Genomic DNA, 23,389 nt, shown 5'->3' with positions numbered 1-23,389 from the left:
TTCAACCGTGGCTATCTTCCTTACCAAGGACAGCAAGGTCATCGTCCAGGGCATGACCGGTTCCGAGGGCATGAAGCACACCCGCCGCATGCTCGCCTCCGGCACCCAGATCGTCGGCGGTGTGAACCCGCGCAAGGCCGGCACCACCGTTGACGTGGACGGCACCGAGGTGCCGGTCTTCGGCACCGTCGCCGAGGCCATGGAGAAGACCGGTGCCGACGTCACCGTCATCTTCGTGCCGCCGAAGTTCACCAAGGACGCCGTCGTCGAGGCGATCGACGCCGAGATCGGCCTGGCCGTCGTGATCACCGAGGGCGTCCCGGTGCACGACACCGCCGCCTTCTGGGCCTACGCCGGCTCCAAGGGCAACAAGACCCGCATCATCGGCCCCAACTGCCCCGGCCTGATCAGCCCCGGACAGTCCAACGCGGGCATCATCCCGGCCGACATCACCGGCTCGGGCAAGATCGGTCTGGTGTCGAAGTCCGGCACCCTGACCTACCAGCTGATGTACGAGCTCCGCGACATCGGCTTCTCCTCGGCGGTGGGCATCGGTGGCGACCCGGTCATCGGCACCACCCACATCGACGCCCTCAAGGCGTTCCAGGAGGACCCGGAGACCGAGCTCATCGTCATGATCGGTGAGATCGGCGGCGACGCCGAGGAGCGTGCCGCGGCCTACATCGCCGAGCACGTCACCAAGCCGGTCGTCGGCTACGTCGCGGGCTTCACCGCCCCCGAGGGCAAGACCATGGGCCACGCCGGCGCCATCGTCTCCGGCTCCTCGGGCACCGCCCAGGCGAAGAAGGAGGCCCTGGAGGCCGCCGGTGTCAAGGTCGGCAAGACGCCGTCCGAGACCGCTCGCCTGGCTCGTGAGCTGATCGGCTGACCTCAGCCGCCCCGTGCGAGGGCGCCGCGGACGGATTCCCGTCCGCGGCGCCCTCGCCTTTTCCGCCCCCGGCCGTTTCCGGCTGCCCGTCCGATCGGTCAGCGGGCCGGGCCGGTCCGCTCGGCGGCGGCCGGCGGGAACGGCTCCGGGCACCGCCCCAGGAGCGTGCAGCCGACCGTCGTCGGCCGGCTCGGGGCCGGGGTGGCGGCCGGGGTCGCGGCCGCCGGCGGGGTGGGCTCGACGGGGGAGGCGGGCTTCCTGGGACCGCCCGGTGCCACGGGAACCAGCGGCAGGTTCGGTACCGCGCCGGGGCTGACGGCGGCCGACGCGGTGGGACGCGGGCGCTCGACGGGCGCGGACGGCCTGACCGGCGGGACCGGGGCGACCGGCGGTACCGCGGACGCCGCGGGTGTGCTCGGGCGGACGGGCGCGGTGGGCGGTCCGGCCGGGGTGGGGGAGGGCGGGTCGGCGGCGGCCGTCGCGGACTCGGATCCGGAGGGCGAGGTCGTCGGCGCCGGCGGACCGTCGGCCAGCCGCGCCTGGTCACCCGCCGACGGGTTGCACCACAGGCTCTGGACGCCCGACTCGAAGCCCGGGAGCACCGGACCGGTGTTCACGGCGGCACCCCCGGCGCAGGCGGGCGGCCCGGGCTCCGGGTCGGCCTGGCGGAACAGCGTGGACGGCCCGCCGCCCAGCAGCGTCGCCAGGATGGCCACCCCCATCGCCGTGCTGAGCAGCCCGGCGGCTCCGGTCCCCACCGCGGTCCGGATCAGGCTGGCGGTGGTGAGCGTGGCGGCGGCCGGCGGCCGGGGGGCCGGGCAGCCGCGGACGGCGGCCCGGTGGAGCAGCCCGCCCAGCCGGTCGCCGAAGGCCGGGTCCGCCGGGTCGTCCCCGACCAGCTCCGGGACCGACGCGGCGAGGGCGGCCCGGGCGGCCAGCACCCGGCCCGCGGCCGCGGCGGTGCTGGACTCCACCTCGTAGGCCACCTCGTCCACCGGCAGCCCCACCGCGTCGTGCAGCACCACGGCGCGGCGCTGCGGTCGGGGCAGCCGCCGCAGGGCCCGGAGCAGCGCCCGGTCGCGGCGGGTCGGGCGGGTGGCGCGCCCGCCCCGGCCGGTCGGCGCGGCGGCCTCGGCGGCGGTCAGGCCGTCGGGCGGGGCGTCCGCCTCGGTGGCCGGGCGGACCCTGATCCGCAGGCGTGGCGGGTGCAGCCGGTGCGTCCGGCGGGGGCCGCCCCGGCGCCACGGCGAGAGCACCGCGTCGAACGCCCGGGCACGGACCCACCCCTCCGGGTCCGGCAGCCGGGAGACCGTCTCCCAGCGGCGGGACGCCGCACCGAGTGCCGCGTGGACGCAGTGCCGGGCCCGGCGGCGGCCGGTCGCGACCAGGAAGACCTGCTGCACCAGCCGGGCGTGGGCGGCGGCGCAGAACGCCTCGAAGTCCACGGGCCGGGCGGCGGCGGCCGGGACGGTCCCGGTCGCGGGGACAGTCGCGAGGACGGGCGGGGCGGTCGGCTCGGTCGGGAGGGACGCCACCGGCTGAGGGGCGTCGGCTGCGGGTTCGGGTGCCGCGGGCAGCGGCGAGCCGGGTGAGGACCGGGGTGGCGTGTGGTGGGCGGGGCGGAGCCGTACGCCGTCCGGCAGCCTCCCGGGTGACCGACGTGAACGGGCGGCGCGGCGGCGACGGGAGGTGGGGCGCTCGGCCCGTTCGGCCCGTTCGGTGGCGGGCGCGGGGTCGGCCAGCCGGGTGGCGAGGGCGGCAGCCGAGGCCCGGGTCTGGACGCCGAGCTTGCGCATCGCCCGGTGCAGGTGGACCCGCGCCGCACCGGGCGGGATGCCGAGCGCCCGGGCGATCCCGTCCGCGTCGTGACCCGCCGCCAGCAGGGCCAGCACCTGTGCCTCACGCGGGGTCAGCAGCCGGAGCAACCGGGCGGCTTCCGCGCCGGTAAGGCCTGACGGGCCGTCTGCCCGCCGGGTGTCGTCGCCGGCGGCGGTCGGGCGCCTGGTCACCGGGATCCCTCCTCGCCACTGAGCGGGAAAAGGCACATGTACAGATAATCCGGGACACGGCGAAGGTTCGCCCGTTGACGGGGCACAACGGGTGATCTTGGGAGCATGAGGCCCATGACGCAGCTGATGGGCCGTCCGATCCTCGGCCTGCCGAGCGAACTGGGAGCCCGCTCGCCCCTCGCCGACCTGCTCACCGGAGTCCGCACCGCCCTGTTCACCCTTGCCGTGGTGACCCTCCCGATCCTCGCGCTCTGGCTGGTCGATCCGCATGCGGAGGACACTGCTGCGGGCGCGTTCCGGCTGGCCTGCGGACTCTGGCTGCTCGGGCACGGCGGGCCGATGGCGCGCGGCGCCGAGGGCGTCCCGGTGACCGTCACCCCGCTGCTGCTCACCCTGATCGGCGCCGTCCTGCTGCACCGGGCCGGACGGCGGATCGGTCGGCGCACCCTACGGCGCGGAAGAGCGCGACGCCGCGCGTGCCAGGCGCTGTGCGCCGGGTACCTGGTGGTCGCCGGTGTCGCCGTCACCCAGTGTTCGGCCCCCGAGGCGCCGCTCCGGGCCGAGCCGCTGCCCGACCTGCTCGCCGTGGCACTGCTGGCGGCGGCCTCGCTCTGGCTGGGCACCCGGAGCGCCCCGGAGGGGTCGGGGGCTGCCGTCACGGCGGTGATGGCGCGCCGGGTGCCGATGGGGGCGGCGGGGGCGGCGGGGGAGGCCGACGAGGTCGACGAGATCGGCTGGGAGCTCGACCAGGGTGAGGAGGGAGATCGGGACGGTCCGGGAGAGGGCGGCGCGGCAGCCGGGTGGTGGCGGGCGGTGCGGTGGCCCGGGTGGGCCACGCCGGTGGGGGCCTGGCCGGTGGTCGGCCGGGCGGTCGGCGGCTGGCTGCTCGGGATGACGGCGGCGGGCGGCACCGTGCTGACGGCCGCGGTCGTGGTCGGCGGTGCGGGAACGTCGGCGCTGACACTCGGCGGGGGCACGTCCGGCTACCTGGGACTCCTGCTCGCCTGCGCCCTGCTCCTGCCGAACGCCGTGCTGTGGGCCGCCACGTACGCGCTCGGTCCCGGCTTCGCGGTCGGGACGGGGACGGTGGTCGCACCCACAGGGACGCGGCTCGGCGCCCTCCCGGACTTCCCGCTGCTGGCACTGGTCCCGGGAGCGGGCCACGCGGGCGGCGGTGGTGACGGTACGGCCGCGGGTGTGGTCGCGGGCCTCGGGTGGGGGGTGGTGGCCTGCGGGTTGCCGCTGCTCGCGGCGGCGCTGCCGGCCCTGCTGGTGGGCCGGGCGGCGGCGGGGGGCGAACGGCGGTGGGGTGTTGTCGCCACGGCGACGGCGGGGTGCGGGGTGGCCGTCGGTGGCGCGGTGGCCGCGGCGGGCGCCGCCTGGGCGGCCGGCGGGGCGCTGGCGGCACGTCGGATGTCCGAACTCGGGCCGGTGCCGTGGCAGGCGGGCGCGGCGGCGGGGGCGTGGCTGCTCGGGGTCGGGGTGCCGGGGGCACTGGTGGTGCGGTGGTGGCTGACACGGGCGGGAGCGGAGGCGCACGCGCCGTCGGGGTCGACCGGGAGGATCTGGGGGGCACGGGTACGGGTCGGGGTGTACCGGGCGGTCGTGTGGGCGGCGGGAGCGGGACAGCGCACCTGACGGGGCTCGGGGTTGAGGCGAGCCCCCCGCGGGGCGCGGGTCAGCGGTCCGGGTTGGTGATGGTGACGAGCCAGTCGGGGGCGAGGTTGCTGCAGCTGCGGGCGGCTTCCTCGGTGAGGGCGTCCTGGACGCAGGAGAGGTAGTCGGCGTAGTAGAGCTGGACCGCGAATCCGGCGAGGACGAAGAGGACGGCGGCGGTGCCGATGACCAGGCCGCCGAGGGCGGCGGGGGTCTGCGGGGCGGTGGGGTGCCCGGGGGCTGCGTCCTTGGGGCGGCGGCCGGCGCGCAGGGCGCTGACCGCCCAGTACACGGCGAGCGCGCCGAGCAGCAGGGCGACGGGGCCGAGCGAGGTGACCACGCAGAACATGGCCGCCATGCCGGCGGTCAGCGCGTACCGGGAGTGCCGCTGCACCGGGTCGTTGGGGTCGAACTTGGGGCGCTCGGGCGGCTGCGGCGCGGACCACGGGCCGCGGTAGCCGGGACCCCACGGGTGCGGCGACGGGACCTGCGGCGTCTCGTCCTCCTCACCGGCCGACCCCGACGAGCCCGACGAATCCGATGCCCCCGATGCCCCCGATGCCCCCGACGAGCCCGAGGACCCCGAGGACCCGTCCCCGTCCGCCCCGCCGGTGGCCGGGAGGTGCTGGGGGAGGCGGGGCTGCCAGGGCTGGTCGGGGGCGTCCGCCGGCGGCGGGGCGAAGGGGTTGCGCTCGCCGGTGTCCTCGCGGCTGCTCATGCTGTCGGCCATGCCCTCTCGTCGTGCGGCTGGGGGCCGCTCCCGTACCGCCCCGCCGGGGGTCGCCCGTCAATGATCCCGCAGGCTCCCGGCAGGGGAACCCCGCCCCCGCGTGCCCGGCGTCCCGCCCCCGCGTACCCGGTCGTGGAGCGCCCTGGCGCGTCCTGAGGAGATCCGTGTCTCAACTACGCGCGTAGCGTTGCCCTGCGGTTACAGGACCCTTCCGACCAGCCGTTATCGTGGTGACGGTCAGCAGCTCACAACGGTTCCCGGGGCCCGCGGCATCCGCCAGGCGTCCCCGCGTGGCCGCCCCGGCTCGACAGGATCGCCGCCCGTAGTGGCCCCACCGACGGTGGATGTACCAGCGGGCGCACCGACGTACGGAGAATCGCGCAGTGGCCGCCGCTACCGCTCAAGTGTTTCCGCCCCGCACGCCCGGACCGGCCCGGCTGGTGGTCCTGGTCTCCGGTTCCGGCACCAATCTCCAGGCGCTGATCGACGCCGCGGCCGACCCGGCCTACGGGGCCGCGATCGTCGCGGTGGGTGCCGACCGGGACGGGATCGCCGGCCTGAAGCGGGCCGAGTCGGCGGGTGTCGAGACCTTCGTCCACCGGATCGCCGACTTCGCCGACCGTGCCGCCTGGGACCGCGCGCTGACCGCCTCGGTCGCCGCCCACGAGCCGGACCTGGTGGTCACCGCCGGCTTCATGAAGATCCTCGGCCCGGCCTTCGTCGAGGCCTTCGCCGGCCGGATCGTCAACACCCACCCCGCCCTGCTGCCGGCCTTCCCCGGCGCGCACGGCGTGGCCGACGCGCTCGCGTACGGGGTCCGGGTGACCGGCTGCACGGTGCACCTGGTGGACGCCGGGGTGGACACCGGGCCGATCATCGCCCAGGGCGTGGTGGAGGTCGAGGACGCCGACCACGCCGACGGCGGCGAGGCGCTGCACAACCGCATCAAGACCGTCGAGCACCGCCTGCTCGTCGACGTCGTGGGCCGGCTGGCCCGCGAGGGTCACCGCATCGAGGACCGAAAGGTTTGGATCCCGGCATGAGCGCCGTCTCCAGCACCACGCCCCCCGTCTCCGAGGACATCAGGCCGATCCGTCGCGCGCTGATCAGCGTGTACGACAAGACCGGTCTGGAGGAGCTGGCCCAGGGCCTGCACGCCGCCGGGGTCACCATCGTCTCCACCGGGTCGACCGCGGGCCGGATCGCCGCCGCGGGCGTCCCGGTCACCGAGGTCTCCGAGCTGACCGGTTTCCCGGAGTGCCTGGACGGGCGCGTGAAGACGCTGCACCCCCGCGTGCACGCGGGCGTGCTCGCCGACCTGCGCCTGGAGTCGCACCGCGCGCAGCTGGCCGACCTGGGCGTGGAGCCCTTCGACCTGGTCGTGGTGAACCTGTACCCGTTCCGGGCGACCGTCGCCTCCGGCGCCACCCCGGACGAGTGCGTGGAGCAGATCGACATCGGCGGCCCGTCGATGGTCCGCGCCGCCGCCAAGAACCACCCCTCGGTCGCGGTCGTGGTCGACCCGGCCCGCTACGGCGACGTCCTGGCGGCGGCCGCGGGCGGCGGCTTCGACCTGCTGACCCGCAAGCGCCTGGCGGCCGCCGCGTTCGCCCACACCGCGGCGTACGACGTGGCCGTGGCCTCCTGGTTCGAGGAGTCCGGCTACACCGAGCGCGAGGAGGACTTCCCGGCCTTCCTGGGTGCCGCCTACGAGCGCCAGAACGTGCTCCGCTACGGCGAGAACCCGCACCAGTCGGCGGCCATCTACTCCGACGGCACCGGTGGCCTGGCGGGCGCCGAGCAGCTGCACGGCAAGGAGATGTCCTACAACAACTACGTGGACACCGACGCCGCCCGCCGGGCCGCGTACGACCACGCCGAGCCGGCCGTCGCGATCATCAAGCACGCCAACCCGTGCGGCATCGCCACCGGTGCGGACGTCGCCGAGGCGCACCGCAAGGCGCACGCCTGCGACCCGCTGTCGGCCTTCGGCGGCGTGATCGCGGTCAACCGCCCGGTCACCGTGGAGCTGGCCGAGCAGATCGCCGAGATCTTCACCGAGGTCGTCGTGGCCCCGGGCTACGAGGACGGCGCGGTCGCGGTGCTGGCCCGCAAGAAGAACATCCGCGTGCTGGTCGCCCCCGAGGCCCCGGGCCACGCCAAGGAGGTCCGTCCGATCTCCGGCGGCGTCCTGCTCCAGGAGACCGACCGGATCCACGCCGAGGGCGACGACCCGGCGAACTGGACCCTGGCCACCGGTGACGCCCTGTCGGAGGCCGAGCTCGCCGAGCTGGCCTTCTCCTGGCGGGCCTGCCGGGCCGTCAAGTCCAACGCCATCCTGCTGGCCAAGGACGGCGCCTCGGTGGGCGTCGGCATGGGCCAGGTCAACCGGGTCGACTCCGCCAAGCTGGCGGTGGAGCGGGCCGGCGAGCGGGCCAAGGGCTCGTTCGCGGCCTCGGACGCCTTCTTCCCCTTCCCGGACGGCCTCCAGGTGCTGATCGACGGCGGCGTCAGGGCCGTGGTCCAGCCGGGCGGTTCGGTCCGCGACGAGGAGGTCGTGGCGGCGGCCGCGGCGGCCGGGATCACCATGTACTTCACCGGCACCCGGCACTTCTTCCACTGAAGCCGGGACGGGGCCCGGCCGGGCCCCGGAACGGCACGAGGGCCGTACTCCCCGCGGGGAGTACGGCCCTCGTGCCGTTGGACGGCGAAGCGTCAGGACTTGACGACGACGGTGCTCATCACCTTGTCGGCGAAGGTCTGCTTCTTGGCGTCCCAGATCGGCCACAGCCAGCCGAGGTAGCAGGCGAAGCTGTCCAGGATGTGGCAGAGCTTGCGGACGAAGGCCATGCCGAAGCCCAGCGGCTGGCCGTCCGACTCGCGGACCACCCGGATGTTGACCATCTTCTTGCCGGGGGTCTGGCCGGTCTTGCCCTCCTGGTACAGCAGCCAGAAGCCCAGCACGATGGCGACGAGGGCGCCCAGGGCCATCACCGCGATGGCGGCACCCGGGGTCTCCGTGGTGCAGACCTGGTAGGTGTAGCTGCCGGAGCCCTTGGTGGTGCAGTTCTTGTCGGCGCCGGCGGCCAGGGCGATGCCGATGCCGTACAGGATGCCGGCCGGGATCGAGATCACGACGGAGTCGACGAAGTAGGCCGCGACCCGCGAGCCCCAGCCCGCGTAGAACTGCTGGACCTGGCCGGCGTGGCCGTAGCCGGGCTGCTGCGGGATGCCGTAGCCCTGCGGGGCGCCGTAGCCGGGCTGCGGCGGGGCCTGCTGCGGGTAGCCGTAGCCCGGGGCCGGCGGCGGCGCCTGCTGCGGGTAGCCGTAGCCGGGCGGCGGGGGCTGCTGGCCGTACGGGTTGTTCGGGTCGGGCGGGTAGCTCATCGATGCCTCCGGGCAGGATGGGACATGGGACGGACAGGAAATTCCTGGGACGGACAGGCAGTTGAGTTGCCGACCGGGTGGGAGATTAGCGGACGAGCCTGACACGTGGGGGTCAATACCCGTCAGGAGTGCAGAGGTTCAGGGCCGGCTGACGCCGAGCCGGTTCAGTTGCCAGGCCCAGGCCAGCGTTAAGGCGGCGCCGATCAGGGTGCCGCGGCGGCGGTCCGACAGCCCGGTCCACCAGCGGCCGGGGCCGAACGGCGCGACCAGCAGGGCGCAGGCCGCGGCGGCGGTGACCGGGTTGGCCGCCAGCGCGGCGAGCAGGTTCCCGTGGCCGGCCTCGATGAACACCGTGGTGCTGCCGCAGGCCGGGCAGGGCACACCGGTCAGCAGGCGGAGCGGGCAGAGCACGCCCGGGTCGCGGGCGTCGTGCAGGGCGGCCACCGACACGGCCGCGACCGCACCGCCGGCCGCGCGCGGCAGCATCCGCGCCACCGCGCCGCGCAGGGTCCCTTCGGACGTGCGCCAACGGCCCGTCAGGCGGCTGGTCAGACGCCTCGTCAACCGGGCCGCCGGCCGGTCACCCGACCGGTCGGTCCCCACCGCCCGCACGGTGGTCACTTCGTCAGGACGAAGTAGTAGACCACCAGCGCGATGGAGATGAGCACCGCGAGCGTGTTGAGCACCACGCCGCCGATCGCGGCGGTCTTGCCGACCCCGGTCCGGCCCGCCCGGTTGACGCCGGCGATGCCGATGCCGATGCCGATCAGGCCCAGGAACCCGCCGTAGAAGCAGGTCAGCAGGATCGCCACGAAGCCGAGCACCGCCGAGGCCGTGGCGTACGAGTTCTGCTGGCCGCCGCTCGGCACGAAGGCCTGCGGCTGCGGCTGCTGGTACACCGGCTGCGGCTGCTGCGGGTAGCCGTACCCGGAGACCGGCTGCTGGTAGCCGGGCTGGGGCTGCTGCGGGTACTGCGGGGCGCCGTACGGCGGCTGCTGGCCGTATCCGCCGTACGGATCCGGCGACTGGTAAGGATTGCTCACGTGCGGTCTTCCCCCGAGATCGTCCCCCGTCTGGTGCCCCGACGGCCCGTCACGGCCGTGGGCAGCGTGGATTGCAGGCGCCATCGTCTTCCGGAATGCCCGGCGATGTCCAGCCGCGCCCGGGGTGCGGACACAACTGTGGCGCAACCGCAACCCGAACCGCATGCACGGCCACCCCGGCGCGGCCCGCGGCCGCCCCCGTACCGGACCACGCCCGCCTCCGCGCGCCCGTCCGCCGCCCCGTGCCGCCCCCGCGTCGAACCGCGCACCACGCCCGGCGCGTTCCCGCGGCGCGCGCCGGGTCGGGCGCGGGGGCCTCGGCGCCGGACCGGCGGGCCGATCCAGGAGAATGGGGTCATGACTGCCCAGATTCTCGATGGCAAGGCCACCGCGGCCGCGATCAAGTCCGAACTCGCCGTCCGTGTGGCGGCCCTCAAGGAGCGGGGCATCGTCCCCGGCCTCGGCACCGTCCTGGTCGGCGACGACCCGGGCAGCCGCTGGTACGTCAACGGCAAGCACCGTGACTGCGCCGAGGTCGGCATCGCCTCCATCCAGCGCGAGCTGCCCGCCACCGCCTCCCAGGAGGACGTGGAGAACGTCGTCCGCGAGCTCAACGCCGACCCCACCTGCACCGGCTACATCGTCCAGCTGCCGCTGCCCAAGGGCCTGGACCCCAACCCGGTCCTGGAGCTGATGGACCCGGACAAGGACGCCGACGGCCTGCACCCCACCTCGCTCGGCCGCCTGACGCTCGGCATCGAGGGCCCGCTGCCCTGCACCCCGTACGGCATCATCGAGCTGCTCCGCCGCCACGACGTCAAGATCGACGGCGCCGACGTGGTGGTGGTCGGCCGCGGCGTGACCGTCGGCCGCTCGATCGGCCTGCTGCTCACCCGCCGCAGCGAGAACGCCACCGTGACCCTGTGCCACACCGGCACCCGCGACCTCTCCTCCCACCTGCGCCGGGCCGACATCATCGTGGCCGCCGCCGGCGTCGGGCACCTGGTCCGGCCGGAGGACGTCAAGCCGGGCGCGGCCGTGCTGGACGTGGGCGTCAGCCGGGACGGCGAGGGCAAGATCATGGGTGACGTGGACCCGGGCGTGGCCGAGGTGGCCGGCTGGATCTCCCCGAACCCCGGCGGGGTGGGCCCGATGACCCGCGCGATGCTCCTCAACAACATCGTCGAGGCGGCCGAGCGCCGCGCCGGCCGCTGACCGCCATGAGCGGGACCAAGGCGGCCGGAACCACACCGGACGGGACCACGCCGGACGGCTCCGAGCCGGCCGCGGCCGGGGCCGGCGGGACCACGCCGGCCGGGACCACGCCGGCCGGGGTCAAGCCGGGCCGGGTCCGGCGTCGCCAGGTGCGGACCACCGGCACCCTGCCGCCCGAGGGCTCCGCGCCGGTCCTCGACGGCAGCCACCCGCTGCCGGTGCGGCAGTGGCCGATCACCCTGGTCCTGGCGATCGCCGGGCTCGGACTGGTGATCACCTGGCTGGGCGACTTCCGGATCGGCCTGTTGACGGTGGGCGCCGCCGCGCTGCTGGCCGCGCTGCTGCGGCTGGTGCTGCCGGAGGTCGGCATGCTCGCCGTCCGCAGCCGGTTCACCGACGTCAGCGTGCTGCTGGTGCTCGGCGTGGTGATCACCGTGCTCACCCTGGTGGCCCAGCCCGACCCGTGGCTGCGGCTGCCGCTGCTCGACAACCTCGGCCGGCTGATCGGCCGCCCGTCGCACTGACGGCCGCCGCCGTCCCCGGCCCCCGCCCGGCCCGCCCGGGCGGGGGCCGCTGCCCTCTGTGACGCATCAGCCACGCCCGTTCGCCCTCCCCCGGCCGCCCTTGCGATAACCTGACGCCAGGTCTCTCGATATCGAGAGATCATCCTCGGCTCCAGCGCGCCGATGTGCCTGGGGCACCTGGCGATTTGCTGGAGTAGGTAGAAAATGACTCGCACCCCCGTCAACGTCACCGTCACCGGAGCGGCCGGCCAGATCGGCTACGCGCTGCTCTTCCGCATCGCCTCCGGCCACCTGCTCGGTGCCGACGTGCCGGTGAACCTCCGCCTCCTGGAGATTCCCCAGGGTGTGAAGGCCGCCGAGGGCACCGCCATGGAGCTCGACGACTGCGCCTTCCCGCTGCTGCGCGACATCACCATCACCGACAACGCCAACACCGCCTTCGACGGCGCCAACGTGGCCCTCCTGGTCGGCGCCCGCCCGCGCACCGCCGGCATGGAGCGCGGCGACCTGCTGCAGGCCAACGGCGGCATCTTCGGCCCCCAGGGCAAGGCCCTCAACGACAACGCCGCGGACGACATCAAGGTCCTGGTCGTCGGCAACCCGGCCAACACCAACGCCCTGATCGCCCAGCAGCACGCCCCGGACGTCCCGGCCGAGCGCTTCACCGCCATGACCCGCCTGGACCACAACCGCGCGGTCGCCCAGCTCGCCAAGAAACTCGGCGTCACCGTCAACGACATCAAGAAGCTCACCATCTGGGGCAACCACTCGGCCACCCAGTACCCGGACGTCTTCCACGCCGAGGTCGCCGGCAAGAACGCCGCCGAGGCCGTCAACGACGAGAAGTGGCTGGCCGAGGAGTTCATCCCGACCGTCGCCAAGCGCGGCGCCGCCATCATCGAGGCCCGTGGCGCCTCCTCCGCCGCCTCGGCCGCCAACGCCGCCATCGACCACGTGCACACCTGGGTCAACGGCACCGCCGAGGGCGACTGGACCTCCGCCGCGATCGTCTCCGACGGCTCCTACGGCGTGCCGGAGGGCCTCATCTCCTCCTTCCCGGTCACCGCGAAGAACGGCCGCTGGGAGATCGTCCAGGGCTTGGAGATCAACGAGTTCTCCCGCCCGCGCATCGACGCCTCGGTCAACGAGCTCGTCGAGGAGCGCGACGCGGTGAAGCAGCTCGGCCTGATCTGATCCGGCGGCCGGCCCCGGGTCCGCTCCCGGAGCGCCGGCGACGACACGCCGAACGGCCGGACACCCCGCGAGGGGCGTCCGGCCGTTCGGCGTTCCACGGGGCCGCCCAGCGGCACCGCGCCGGTCAGCGGCGGACCAGCAGCGCCACGGTCATTCCCGACACCCGGTGCACCTCGGCCGTCGCGTAGCGCTGCCTGAGCACCCCCTCGGCCGCCTCCGAGACGGTCGCCATCGGGTCGGTGCCGTCGTCCTTGGAGACCAGCCAGATCCGCGGCTCCGGGCCCAGACAGCCCGCCGGGTCGCCGCAGGAGGTCGGCCAGAGGTCGTCCCGCTCCCGCGCCGACAGGCCCGCCAGGACGTCCCGGGGCCGGATCCGGTTCGGCAGGTAGTACCAGGTGCCGGTGTCCACGCCCCACCACAGCGCGTACCGCTGCTGGCCGAACGCGATGCCGTCACCCGGCCGGTAGCCCTGCTCCACGATCGCGGCCGCGGCCCGGTAGTCGAGCGGGGTGAACCAGGTGACCTCCACCGGGTAGGTGTACGCCGCGTGCGAGAGCGGCTGGTGCATCGCCCGGACGTCGGGCAGCGCCACCAGGGCCAGCGCGGCCAGCCCCGTCACGGTGCCCCGCCAGCGGACCGCCGCCAGCCCGGCCCCCGCCACCACCGCCCAGGCCGGCAGCGTGAAGAACAGGTACTTCGGCATGAAGTACGACACGGACGCCTGCCGGGAGATCTCCCAGATCGCCAGGACCGGCACCGCCGCCATCACCGTGGCCAGCACCGCCGAGCGCAGGTTGCCGCCGCCGAAGGACAGCGCGGCGAGCACCACCACCGCGGCGGTGACCATGGTGCCGCCGAGGATCTGCGCCCAGATCGCCGCCAGGTCGTGGCCGGTCGGGACCAGGATCCAGCCGATCTGCCGGGCGGCCTGCCGCTCGCCGAGCCGGATCAGCGGGTAGACGGCGGCCACCGCCGTGAGGAACGCGAGGACGAAGCCCAGCGGCACCCGCCGGTTCCGGCTCCGCCACCAGTCCAGCGCCACCGCGAGCGCGTGCGGCAGCACGACCACCAGGGACACCAGGTGGACGTACCCGGCCGCGGTCATCGCCGCGGCGTACCCGGCCCAGCGCAGCACCGTCGGCCGCTCCAGGGCGCGCAGCAGCAGTAGCGCGGCCGCCGACGCCGCCAGCACCACGAAGGCGTAGGAACGGATCTCCTGGGCGTACCGGCCCACCGTCGGCAGCAGGGCGAACGCCAGCCCGCCGGCCAGTCCCGCGCGGGCCCCGAACAGCCGCCGCCCGGTCAGCGCGACGCAGGCGGCCGCCGCCGTCATCGCCAGCACGCCCGGCATCCGCAGTGCGGTCGGCGAGTGCCCGAACACCGTGGCCCAGCCGTGCAGCGACAGGTAGTAGACGCCGTGCACCGCGTCCACGTTCCGCAGCATCGCCACGATCGAGCCCACCGGCCGGTTGATCACCGAGACGGTGGCCAGCTCGTCGTGCCACAGCACGGGGGTGCCGATCCGGTAGAGGCCGACGGCGAGGGTGGCGAGCGCCGGCCACAGCCAGACGAGTCTGAGCACGCCGGTCACGCGGTCACCGAGCCGGGCGGGGGAACCGCCGCCCGTCCGCCGGTCCGCCGGCGACGAGGGGGCAGGTGTGGTCTGTGCCATGTGGGTCCCTGAGGAGAAGGTGCGCCACATTCTGCCGGACATATCCGACGTGCGTTCGTCGGCCCCGGGTCCGGATCCGACCGCCCTAGGATGACCGGTTGTGAGTGAAACCCTGCAGGATGCCGCGCTGGTCCTGGTCTTCATCATGCTCGGCGGACTCTTCAACACCGCCGAGATCGCACTGATCTCCCTGCGCGAGGGGCAGATCCGGGCCCTGGAGGCCACCGGCTCGCGGCGCGCCCTGCGGGCCGCCCACCTGGCCGCCGACCCCAACCGCTTCCTCGCCGCCGCCCAGGTCGGGGTGACCTGCATGGGCTTCCTCTCCGCCGCCCTCGGCGCCGACACCCTCGCCGAGAAGGCGGCCCCGCTGTTCGAGGGCCTCGGCCTGACCCCCGCCGTCTCCGACGCCGTCGCCCTGGTCGGGCTCACCCTGGTGATCAGCTACGTCTCGCTGGTCCTCGGCGAGCTGGCCCCCAAGCGGATCGGCCTGCAGCGCGCCGACCGCATCGCCCCGCTCGCCGCCCCGCTGGTCGACGTCATCTCGGTGGTGCTGCGCCCGGTGATCTGGCTGCTCGGCCACTCCACCAACCTGGTGGTCCGGCTGCTCGGCGGCGACCCCACGGCCGGCCGCGGCTCGATGAGCTCCGAGGAACTGCGCGGCCTGGTCGCCGCCAACACCGAGCTCGGCAGCGACGAGCGCGCCCTGATCGCCGACGTCTTCGCCGCCGGCGAGCGCCAGCTGCGCGAGGTGATGGTGCCGCGCACCGAGGTCACCTTCCTGGACGCCGAGCGGCTGGTCGCCGAGGTCCGCCCGGAGACCGACTCCGCCCCGCACTCCCGCTACCCCGTGGTCGAGGGCTCCTACGACGCGGTCACCGGCTTCGTCCACGTCCGCGACCTGTACGGCGCCCGCGGCGCGCAGGCGGCGAAGGTCCGCGACCTGGCCCGCCCGATCAAGCTCCTCCCGGCCACCAAACGGGTGCTGGAGGCGATGAACGAGATGCGCCGCGAGGGCCACCACCTGGCCATCGTGGTCGACGAGTACGGCGGCACCGCCGGCATCGTCACCCTGGAGGACCTGGTCGAGGAGGTGATCGGCGAGATCCGCGACGAGTACGACGTCCAGGACACCACCGCCACCCGCCGGCTCGCCGGCGGCGGCGTGGAGGTCGACGGCCTGCTCAACCTCGCCGACTTCACCCAGGAGACCGGCGCCACCCTGCCCGAGGGCCCCTACGAGACGGTGGCCGGGTACGTGGTCCGCGAGCTCGGCCGGCTGCCCGAGGACGGCGACCAGGTGGCCACCGAGGACGGCGTGCTGCTGACCGTGGCCAAGCTGGACGGCCGCCGGATCGAGCGGATCAGGGTGAGTGCCCTCACACTGTCGGTTCCTCCAGGAGCGGAAGTTTCCTGACCGGTCGCCGAAGCTGGAACAATGGCGCCCATGGTCAACGCAGCGGTCACCGGTCCCGTGAAGGACCGTCCCCGGGTGCTCTCCGGCATCCAGCCCACGTCGGGCTCGTTCCACCTCGGCAACTACCTCGGCGCGGTCCGCCAGTGGGTGGCGCTGCAGGAGGAGAGCGACGCCTTCTACATGGTCGTCGACCTGCACGCGATCACCGTGGAGCAGGATCCGGCCCAGCTGCGCGCCAACACCCGCACCTCGGCCGCCCAACTGCTCGGCGCGGGCCTCGACCCGGAGCGCTGCACCCTCTTCGTCCAGTCCCACGTGCCCGAGCACGCGCAGCTCGGCTGGGTGATGAACTGCCTCACCGGCTTCGGCGAGGCCTCCCGGATGACCCAGTTCAAGGACAAGTCCGCCAAGCACGGTGCCGCGGGCACCACGGTCGGCCTGTTCACCTACCCGGTCCTGCAGATCGCCGACATCCTGCTCTACCAGGCCGACGCCGTCCCGGTCGGCGAGGACCAGCGCCAGCACCTGGAGCTCACCCGCGACCTCGCGGAGCGCTTCAACACCCGCTACGAGCCCACCTTCACCGTCCCCAAGCCGTACATCCTCAAGGAGACGGCCAAGATCCTGGACCTCCAGGACCCGACGGCGAAGATGAGCAAGTCGGCCTCCTCGCCCAAGGGCCTGGTCAACCTGCTGGACGACCCCAAGGTCAGCGCCAAGAAGTTCAAGAGCGCCGTCACCGACACCGGCACCGTGGTCTCCTACGACGAGGAGGGCAAGCCCGGCGTCTCCAACCTGCTGCGGATCCACTCCGCGCTCAGCGGGCAGAGCATCGAGCAGCTGGTCGCCCACTTCGAGGGCAAGATGTACGGCGCCCTGAAGACCGAGCTGGCCGAGCTGTTCACCGAGTGGGTGACGCCCTTCCAGGCCCGCACCAGGGAGTTCCTGGACGACCCGGCCGAGCTGGACCGGGTGCTGGGCCTGGGCGCGGAGAAGGCCCGCGAGGTGGCCTCCGAGACCCTGGCCACGGTCTACGACCGCATCGGCTTCCTGCCGCCCAAGCGCTGATGCCGCCTGAGGTCGCCTTCGGTGGTGACGGCCTCCCCGAGGCCGTCACCATCGGCGTGTCCATAACCGTGCCCGAGCCGTTCGGCAGCGCGGTCCAGGACGCTCGGGCGGGCCACGGCGACCCGCTGGCCCGCTCGATACCGACCCATGTCACCCTGCTGCCGCCGACCGAGGTCGCCCCGGCCCTGCTGCCGGAGATCGACGCCCACCTGCACGCGGTGGCGGCCGGGCACCGCCCGTTCCGGATGCTGCTGCACGGCAGCGGCACCTTCCGGCCGGTCTCGCCGGTGGTCTTCATCCGGGTGGAGGAGGGCGCGCAGGAGTGCCGCACCCTGGAGGCGGACGTCCGTTCCGGCCCGCTCGCCCGCGAGCTGGCCTTCCCGTACCACCCGCACGTCACGGTGGCGCACGGGCTGGCCGAGGAGATCCTGGACGAGGCCTTCGAGAAGGCCAGGAGGTTCCACGCGGCCTTCGCGGTGCCCGGGTTCAGCCTCTCCCGGTTCGGCCCGGACGAGGTCTGGCGGCCCTGGCGCGAGTACCCCTTCGGCACCGGCCCGGCCTGACCTGCGGGCCTGAACCGACTCAAGGGCGCCGCGGGAACCGCACGGAACGCGAGGAACCCCCCTCGGGAGCACTCCCGAGGGGGGTTCCCCGTCATCCGGCCGGACCGGTCAGCCCTTGAGCATCGCGTCCACCACGCGGCCCGTGGCCTGGCCGTCCTCCAGGTCGCAGTACACCTCGCGGAACGCCTGGTACTTCTCCACGTACTCGGCGGCCACCTCGTCGACCTTGCCGAGCGCCTCGACCAGCGCCTGAGAGGTCGACAGCAGCGGGCCCGGGGCCTGCCCCTCGAAGTCGAAGGTGAAGCCGCGCAGGTTGTCCCGGTAGTGCTCCAGGTCGTAGCTGAAGAACAGCATCGGGCGGCCGGTGTTGGCGAAGTCGAACATCACCGAGGAGTAGTCGGTGACCAGCACGTCCGCGACCAGCAGCAGCTCGGCCGCGTCCGGGTAGCTGGTGACGTCCCAGACGTAGCCGTCGCCGGCGCCGGGCACCTGCCCGCAGACCAGCTCGTGGCCGCGGACCAGCAGCACCTGGTCCTCGCCCAGGGCGGCCCGGGCCGCGTCCAGGTCGATCCGCAGGTCCAGCTGGTAGCCGTCCTGCGGCCGGCGGCGGTCCTCCCGGAAGGTCGGCGCGTACAGCACCACCTTCTTGCCCTCCGGCAGGCCCAGGCGCTCGCGCACCCGCTCGGCCGTCTTCTCCCGGTCCGCCGCGAACAGCAGGTCGTTGCGCGGGTAGCCGGTCTCCAGGATCTCGCCCTTGAACTTGAACGCCCGCTTCAGCACCGGCGTGGAGACCCGGTTCGGCGACACCAGCATGGTCCAGTGCGGCACCTCGCGGTCCAGCAGCTTGAGGTACTCGGCGTCGGTGAACCAGACCTTCTCGAAGTCGTGGCCGATCCGCTTCAGCGGGGTGCCGTGCCAGGTCTGCACCACCACCTGGCCCGGCCGGCTGGTGAAGAACTCCGGCAGGTGCGCGCTGGTCACCACGTACTTGGCGGTGGCCAGGGCCTCGTACCACTCCGGGGACCAGCGGCGCAGCGCCTCGGCGGTCTGCGGCAGGTCCGCCTGGCCGTCGTCGGTCGCCCACAGGTGGCGCAGCGGCAGGCCGCGGCGCACCAGCTCCTCGTGCACGGAACGCGGCGAGCCGGCGTACCGGCTGCGGCGGCCGGTGTAGTACACCACCGTGTCGGTCAGCGGGCGCTGCTGCATCGCCGGGAAGGCGGTGCGCTGCTGGCGCTGCCGGTAGCCGCTGCGCTCCTCCGGGGGCAGCAGGTCGTGCGCCTCCAGCGACAGGGTGTCGTGCAGACGCCGCTCCAGGGCGATCCGCTTGCCGCGGGCCTCCACCTCCAGCGGGAGGGTGGCGTGGCAGGACGGCGCCAGCAGCACCGGCGGCCACAGGCTGTCCGCGGGCGCGTCGACCGGGCGGAAGAACACCTGCCAGGTGCCCTTGTACAGCGGCACCCGCCCGGCGAAGCTCGCGGTCGGCACGGCCGGCAGCGCGGCCTTGAACCGGCCGTCGGCGATCTCCACCGGGTAGCGGTGCTCCTCCTCGCGCCAGCGGTGGCGGATCACCAGCTCGTACCGGTGCGTGCCCGGCAGCGGGAACCGGCCGTCCAGCACGAAGCCCTCGGCGTCGTGCGAGCGGGAGATGTGGTCCACCACCGGCTGCAGCACCTGGTCGGTGAGCTGGAGGTAGCCGCTGGGGGAGGTCTTGGAGTACAGCGCCCGGGTGTCGTCGATCGCGACGCTCAGGTGGACCGGATCGGTGCGCTCGTCCACCACCACCGGCAGGTGGTCGCCGTCGGCGAGCAGCAGGGCGATGTCCCAGCGGTCGCGCAGCCGCTCCTCGGCGGCCGGGTCCAGCGCGGCCCAGGCCTTCCGGACGGCGGTCAGCCCGGCGACCGGGAAGCTCGCCGAGAACGGCACCTCCCGGCCGGTCGGCGCGCCCAGCTCCAGCGGGAAGAGCAGCTCGCGGTCGGACTCCACGTGGGTCAGCCGCAGCTGTGCCCCGGCCAGGTCCTGCCCGGAGACCACCCGGCCGGACAGCGCGATCGTGCCGCGCTCGGCCCGCACCTCCACCGTCCGGGCCCGGACCCGCTCGACCCGCAGGTAGAGGTGGGTGTCCTTGAGCCACGGCACGATCCGGACGTCGTCCTCGACCCAGTGCACCGGCGGGTACTCGGCGCTGTCGCTCCAGCCGCCGGAGACCCGGCCCTTGTAGACGCCGCCCTTGCCGACACCGGCGATCAGCACCCGCCAGGAGCCGTCCCGCCACTCGCCGCGGTGCTTGAACCTGGCCGGGTCGACGGAGGCCGAGAAGCCCGCCCAGTCGCAGCTGTACAGGTCGTGCGGGGAGCTGGCGGTCGCCTCCGGGCTGTACATCGCCTTGGTCTGCACGGCCAGCACCCGGCGGCCCTTGGCCTCCCGCAGCACCAGCACCTTGACCATGTCGTGCCGGTTCTCGGCGCCCAGGTGCTCGGGGAAGGCGTGGCCGCTCAGCTGCAGCTTGCCGTCCACCCAGGCGGTCTCGTACAGCCGGCTGCGCATGACCAGCGCGTTCTTCAGGTTCAGCACGTCGGAGGGCACGCTCCGGCGGCCGCCGCGCAGGAACGGGTAGTCCGCGTACGGGCGGAGCAGGCCGCGGGCCGGGGCGGCGCCGTTGCTGTCCTTCTCGAACCGCATCTGCTCGACCAGCTCGTCCATGCGGTTCTGCAGCGTCAGGTGGTACTTCAGCCGCAGCGGGGCGCGCATCTTGCGCACCGCGTCCGGGCCGATGGCGCGCAGCAGGCGGCTGACCGAGGTCTGGTACGCCTCGCGGTAGACCTGGTCGCCGTCCAGCACCGACCAGAAGAACATCGGGATCTCCTCGACGAGGTTGTTCTCGTCGTAGGCCCGCAGGTACTTCCGGAACTTCGGGTCGGTCTGCTCCAGCAGCCACGCCCGGACCAGCTCCATGGACTTGACCCGGTCGATGACGCCCTTGGGGTTGGTCTTCATCTGCGTGATCGACATCTCGCCGACCTCGCGCTCGCGCCAGTGGTAGATCGGCTCGGAGAGCACGTCCACCCGCTTGGCCAGGTAGTGGTGCGGCACGCTGACCGGGGCGTCCTCGTACAGGATGCCCTCGGGGTACAGCACGCCCGCCTCGTCGAAGAACGAGCGCCGGTACACCTTGTTCCACGCGGTGCGGTCGGTGACCAGCGCCGGGATCTCGGTGATGTGCGTCTTGAGACGGGTCTCCTTGAACGGCTTGCGGTGGCCGCCCGACGGGTAGAAGCCGACGGCGCGGAAGCGCAGCACGTTGCCGGTGCAGAAGTCGGAACCGGTCTCGTCCAGGGTGCCGATCATCAGCTCGTACGCGCTGGGGGGCAGGGTGTCGTCGCTGTCCACGAAGGCCAGGAACTCGGTGCCCTCGGCGATGTGCCGGTAACCGGTGTTGCGGGCCGCGCCGAGGCCCTTGTTCTCCTGCCGGACCAGGCGGAAGCGCGGGTCCTTGGCGGCGTACGCCTCGGCGAGCGCGGCGCTGGAGTCCTTCGAGCCGTCGTCGACCATGACGCATTCGAAGTCACTGAAGGTCTGGGCGGCGATCGAGTCCAGGCACTCCTCGAGGTAGCGCTCGACGTTGTAGATCGGGACGACGACGGAGAGGCGGGGGGCCATCGGCTGCGCAGAGCCTTTCATCAGGGTGTTTCGACCGCGATCGCCCGGCTTGCGGCGGACCGGGCGTTTTAACAGCCGCGATCCTACCTCTCGTGTGTTACGGGCCGGAGGTGCGCCGCTCGGCCCCGTCGGGCTACTCTGCGCCCCATGCCCCGCTTCAGCGTGATCATCCCGGTCTACCAGGTGGAGGAGTACCTGGCAGAGTGCCTGGACTCGGTCCTCGGCCAGTCGTTCGTGGACTTCGAGGTGATCGCGGTGGACGACAGATCGCCGGACGGCTGCGGGGCGATGCTGGACGCGGTAGCCGAGCGCGACGCACGGGTCAAGGTGGTGCATCTCACCGAGAACGTCGGCCTCGGCCGCGCCCGCAACGCCGGCCTGGAGATCGCCACCGGCGACTACCTGATCTTCCTGGACAGCGACGACACGCTCACCCCGGGCCTGCTGGAGGCCACCGACGAGCGGCTGCGCGCCGGGTTGGACCCGGACGTCCTGGTCTTCGACTACGCCCGCACCTACTGGGACGGCCGGGTGGTCCGCAGCAACTCCGCGCCGATCTTCGGCCGGCCCGGCGCGGACGTGTTCACCCTCGACGAGCGGCCCGACCTGCTCGACCTGCTGATGGTGGTCTGGAACAAGGCGTACCGGCGCGGCTTCGTCGAGGAGCAGGGCCTCATCTTCCCCGCCGGGTACTACGAGGACACCCCGTGGACCTTCCCGGCGCTGCTCTCGGCCCGCCGGATCACCATGCTCGACCGGGTCGGCCTGCACTACCGCCAGCGCCGCGAGGGCGGCAACATCCTCGCCACCTCCAGCCGCAAGCACTTCGACATCTTCGACCAGTACGACCTGGTCTTCGCCTTCCTCGACCGGCACCCCGGGCTGGACCACTGGCGCCCGGTGATCTACGGCCGGATGCTGCACCACCTGTGCACCGTGGTCAGCCGCCCCGACCGCGTCCCGGCCGGCGCCCGCCGGGAGTTCTTCCAGCGGGCCGCCCGGCACTGCCCCCGGCTCCGCCCGGCCGGCTACCGGCCGCCGGCCGGCGCCGAGGGGGTGCGGACCGAACTGCTCAGCCAGGGCCGCTACCTCACCTTCCAGGGCCTGCGCGCCGTGGTCCGGGCCCGCCGCACCGCCCTCGGCCTGCGCCGGGCCGCCTGAGCCCGGCCGCACCACGCGCGGCCCGAGAGCGACGGCCCGAGCCCGATCGCCCGAGCCCGACAGCCCCGGCCCGGCGGCCTGAGCCGGCCGTCTGACCCCCGCCTCCGGCGCGGGGGTGTCCGCCCTCCCGCACCGCCCGCCCCGGGATATACAGGGGTGTCACCGCGCCCGGGCCGAGGGCGCGGCCCCGGCAGGCTGGGAGGCGAGGGCCCGTGGACTTCCTGACCAGGCTCCCGGTCATCGGACCGGTGGCGGCCCGGGTGCTGCGCAGCCGTCCCTACCTGGTCTACGCCCACTTCACCGAGGTGAAGGCCAACCGGCTCGCCGGCGCGGTCACCTTCTTCGGGTTCCTGGCCCTGTTCCCGCTGCTCACGGTGGGGCTGGCGATCGCCGTCGCGGCGCTCTCCGACGCCCAGGTGCAGGACCTGGAGGACTACATCGCCAAGCAGGTCCCGGGCCTGTCCGACCAGCTCGACCTGTCGAACCTGGTGGCCAACGCGGCGACCGTCGGGGTGATCAGCGGTGTCGTCCTGCTGATCTCCGGCCTCGGCTGGGTGGAGACCATGCGCGGCTCGATCCGGGACGTCTGGCGGCTCCCGGAGGAGGCCGGCAACCCGGTGCTCCGCAAGGCCTGGGACTGCGTGGTGCTGCTCGGCCTCGGCGCGGTCTGCGTGGTGTCGCTGGCCGCCTCCGCCTTCGCCACCACGCTGACCCGGAAGGTGGCCGACTGGATCGGGCTCGGCGGCGGCGCGGCCGGCTTCCTGCTCGGCCTGGCCGGCTTCGTCATCGCGGTCGTCGCCGACCTGCTGCTCTTCGGCTACCTGCTGAGCCCCTTCCCCCGGATCACCGACCAGCGCCGACGCGACGTCCTGCAGGGCGCGCTGATCGGCGCGGTGGGCTTCGAGGTGCTCAAGGTGCTGCTCTCCTCCTACCTCGGCTCGGTCGCCGGCAGGAGCCTGTACGGCGCGTTCGGCGTCCCGGTCGCCCTGCTGCTGTGGATCAACTTCGTCGGCCGGCTGCTGATGTACTGCGCCGCCTGGACCGCCCTGGCGGACGGTCCGGCCGCCCGGCAGCGGGCCGAGGACCGGGCCCGGGAGGTCCTGGCGGGCGCCCCCGGCTGACCCGGAACCATCGCTCCGGGCCCCAACCAGCGGCGATACGCACGGGCTGTGCCTCCGGTGGCGGAGTCGTTATGATCCCCGTCACA

General features: G+C 73.8%; 19 protein-coding genes. 12 read left to right on the top strand and 7 right to left on the bottom strand.

Features of this window, described 5'->3' with window-relative positions; translation table 11 throughout:
• Positions 1–7 precede the first annotated feature (7 nt).
• Positions 8–889 (top strand): succinate--CoA ligase subunit alpha, encoded by an 882-nt coding sequence (sucD, locus tag ABWK59_RS14310; RefSeq protein WP_354640967.1) that lies wholly within the window; start codon positions 8–10, stop codon positions 887–889.
• A gap of 98 nt (positions 890–987) precedes the next feature.
• On the opposite strand, the gene ABWK59_RS14305 is transcribed toward sucD, so the two are convergent.
• Complete coding sequence (locus ABWK59_RS14305; protein WP_354640966.1) at positions 988–2,898, bottom strand: sigma factor-like helix-turn-helix DNA-binding protein; 1,911 nt, start codon at positions 2,896–2,898, stop codon at positions 988–990.
• A gap of 114 nt (positions 2,899–3,012) precedes the next feature.
• Between ABWK59_RS14305 and ABWK59_RS14300 the strand changes: the two genes are divergently transcribed.
• Positions 3,013–4,536 carry a DUF6350 family protein gene (locus tag ABWK59_RS14300; protein WP_354640965.1) on the top strand — a complete coding sequence of 508 codons (1,524 nt, stop codon included), beginning with the start codon at positions 3,013–3,015 and terminating at the stop codon, positions 4,534–4,536.
• A gap of 40 nt (positions 4,537–4,576) precedes the next feature.
• On the opposite strand, the gene ABWK59_RS14295 is transcribed toward ABWK59_RS14300, so the two are convergent.
• Positions 4,577–5,284, bottom strand: coding sequence for a hypothetical protein (locus ABWK59_RS14295; protein ID WP_354640964.1), 708 nt, complete (start codon positions 5,282–5,284; stop codon positions 4,577–4,579).
• Positions 5,285–5,628: 344 nt separating this feature from the next.
• Between ABWK59_RS14295 and purN the strand changes: the two genes are divergently transcribed.
• Entirely contained in the window at positions 5,629–6,327 is a 699-nt protein-coding gene (gene purN / locus ABWK59_RS14290) for a phosphoribosylglycinamide formyltransferase (RefSeq protein ID WP_420492781.1), read from the top strand.
• A complete protein-coding gene (gene purH / locus ABWK59_RS14285) occupies positions 6,324–7,907 on the top strand; it encodes a bifunctional phosphoribosylaminoimidazolecarboxamide formyltransferase/IMP cyclohydrolase (protein ID WP_354640962.1) in 1,584 nt (527 codons plus the stop codon). Before purN ends, purH begins: the two co-directional genes overlap by 4 nt.
• Before the next feature lie 92 nt (positions 7,908–7,999).
• Here purH and ABWK59_RS14280 read toward each other — a convergent pair whose 3' ends face one another.
• From ABWK59_RS14280 to ABWK59_RS14270, 3 genes are all read right to left on the bottom strand, one after another.
• Positions 8,000–8,671, bottom strand: coding sequence for an RDD family protein (locus tag ABWK59_RS14280; RefSeq protein WP_354640961.1), 672 nt, complete (start codon positions 8,669–8,671; stop codon positions 8,000–8,002).
• 138 nt (positions 8,672–8,809) lie between these two features.
• Complete coding sequence (locus tag ABWK59_RS14275; RefSeq protein ID WP_354640960.1) at positions 8,810–9,157, bottom strand: DUF2752 domain-containing protein; 348 nt, start codon at positions 9,155–9,157, stop codon at positions 8,810–8,812.
• 131 nt (positions 9,158–9,288) lie between these two features.
• Entirely contained in the window at positions 9,289–9,714 is a 426-nt protein-coding gene (locus ABWK59_RS14270) for a hypothetical protein (RefSeq protein WP_354640959.1), read from the bottom strand.
• Between the two features lie 357 nt (positions 9,715–10,071).
• On the opposite strand from ABWK59_RS14270, the gene ABWK59_RS14265 reads away from it, so the two are divergent.
• The 3 genes from ABWK59_RS14265 to ABWK59_RS14255 all read left to right on the top strand — a co-directional run bounded on the left by ABWK59_RS14265 (position 10,072) and on the right by ABWK59_RS14255 (position 12,647).
• Complete coding sequence (locus ABWK59_RS14265) at positions 10,072–10,929, top strand: bifunctional methylenetetrahydrofolate dehydrogenase/methenyltetrahydrofolate cyclohydrolase (protein WP_354640958.1); 858 nt, start codon at positions 10,072–10,074, stop codon at positions 10,927–10,929.
• Between the two features lie 5 nt (positions 10,930–10,934).
• Positions 10,935–11,453 (top strand): DUF3017 domain-containing protein, encoded by a 519-nt coding sequence (locus tag ABWK59_RS14260; RefSeq protein ID WP_354640957.1) that lies wholly within the window; start codon positions 10,935–10,937, stop codon positions 11,451–11,453.
• 204 nt (positions 11,454–11,657) lie between these two features.
• Positions 11,658–12,647, top strand: coding sequence for a malate dehydrogenase (locus tag ABWK59_RS14255; RefSeq protein ID WP_354640956.1), 990 nt, complete (start codon positions 11,658–11,660; stop codon positions 12,645–12,647).
• 124 nt (positions 12,648–12,771) lie between these two features.
• Here the strand turns inward: ABWK59_RS14255 and ABWK59_RS14250 are convergent, their stop codons facing one another.
• The gene (locus ABWK59_RS14250) at positions 12,772–14,229 is read right to left on the bottom strand and encodes a glycosyltransferase family 39 protein (protein ID WP_354640955.1); all 1,458 of its coding nucleotides are present in this window, start codon (positions 14,227–14,229) and stop codon (positions 12,772–12,774) included.
• A gap of 190 nt (positions 14,230–14,419) precedes the next feature.
• Here ABWK59_RS14250 and ABWK59_RS14245 point away from each other — a divergent pair, with 190 nt between their 5' ends.
• The 3 genes from ABWK59_RS14245 to ABWK59_RS14235 are packed head-to-tail and all read left to right on the top strand — an operon-like array spanning position 14,420 to position 17,364.
• Positions 14,420–15,733 (top strand): hemolysin family protein, encoded by a 1,314-nt coding sequence (locus ABWK59_RS14245; RefSeq protein ID WP_354640954.1) that lies wholly within the window; start codon positions 14,420–14,422, stop codon positions 15,731–15,733.
• 30 nt (positions 15,734–15,763) lie between these two features.
• The gene (gene trpS / locus ABWK59_RS14240; RefSeq protein WP_354640953.1) at positions 15,764–16,801 is read left to right on the top strand and encodes a tryptophan--tRNA ligase; all 1,038 of its coding nucleotides are present in this window, start codon (positions 15,764–15,766) and stop codon (positions 16,799–16,801) included.
• Positions 16,801–17,364: a 2'-5' RNA ligase family protein gene (locus ABWK59_RS14235; RefSeq protein ID WP_354640952.1), complete on the top strand. Its 564-nt coding sequence runs from the start codon at positions 16,801–16,803 to the stop codon at positions 17,362–17,364. Before trpS ends, ABWK59_RS14235 begins: the two co-directional genes overlap by 1 nt.
• A 108-nt stretch (positions 17,365–17,472) precedes the next feature.
• Here ABWK59_RS14235 and ABWK59_RS14230 read toward each other — a convergent pair whose 3' ends face one another.
• Positions 17,473–21,042, bottom strand: a complete 3,570-nt coding sequence (locus ABWK59_RS14230) for a bifunctional glycosyltransferase/CDP-glycerol:glycerophosphate glycerophosphotransferase (RefSeq protein ID WP_354640951.1) — start codon at positions 21,040–21,042, stop codon at positions 17,473–17,475.
• Between the two features lie 126 nt (positions 21,043–21,168).
• Between ABWK59_RS14230 and ABWK59_RS14225 the strand changes: the two genes are divergently transcribed.
• Positions 21,169–22,182 carry a glycosyltransferase family 2 protein gene (locus tag ABWK59_RS14225; protein ID WP_354640950.1) on the top strand — a complete coding sequence of 338 codons (1,014 nt, stop codon included), beginning with the start codon at positions 21,169–21,171 and terminating at the stop codon, positions 22,180–22,182.
• A 212-nt stretch (positions 22,183–22,394) separates the two neighbouring features.
• Entirely contained in the window at positions 22,395–23,303 is a 909-nt protein-coding gene (locus ABWK59_RS14220; RefSeq protein WP_354640949.1) for a YihY/virulence factor BrkB family protein, read from the top strand.
• Positions 23,304–23,389: the final 86 nt, after the last annotated feature.

Origin of the sequence: Kitasatospora sp. HUAS MG31, from assembly GCF_040571325.1 — a bacterium.
Classification (GTDB): Bacteria; Actinomycetota; Actinomycetes; order Streptomycetales; family Streptomycetaceae; genus Kitasatospora; species Kitasatospora camelliae.
Note: the sequence above shows the minus strand (reverse complement) of the source record. Positions and strands in the feature narration are given on the sequence as shown.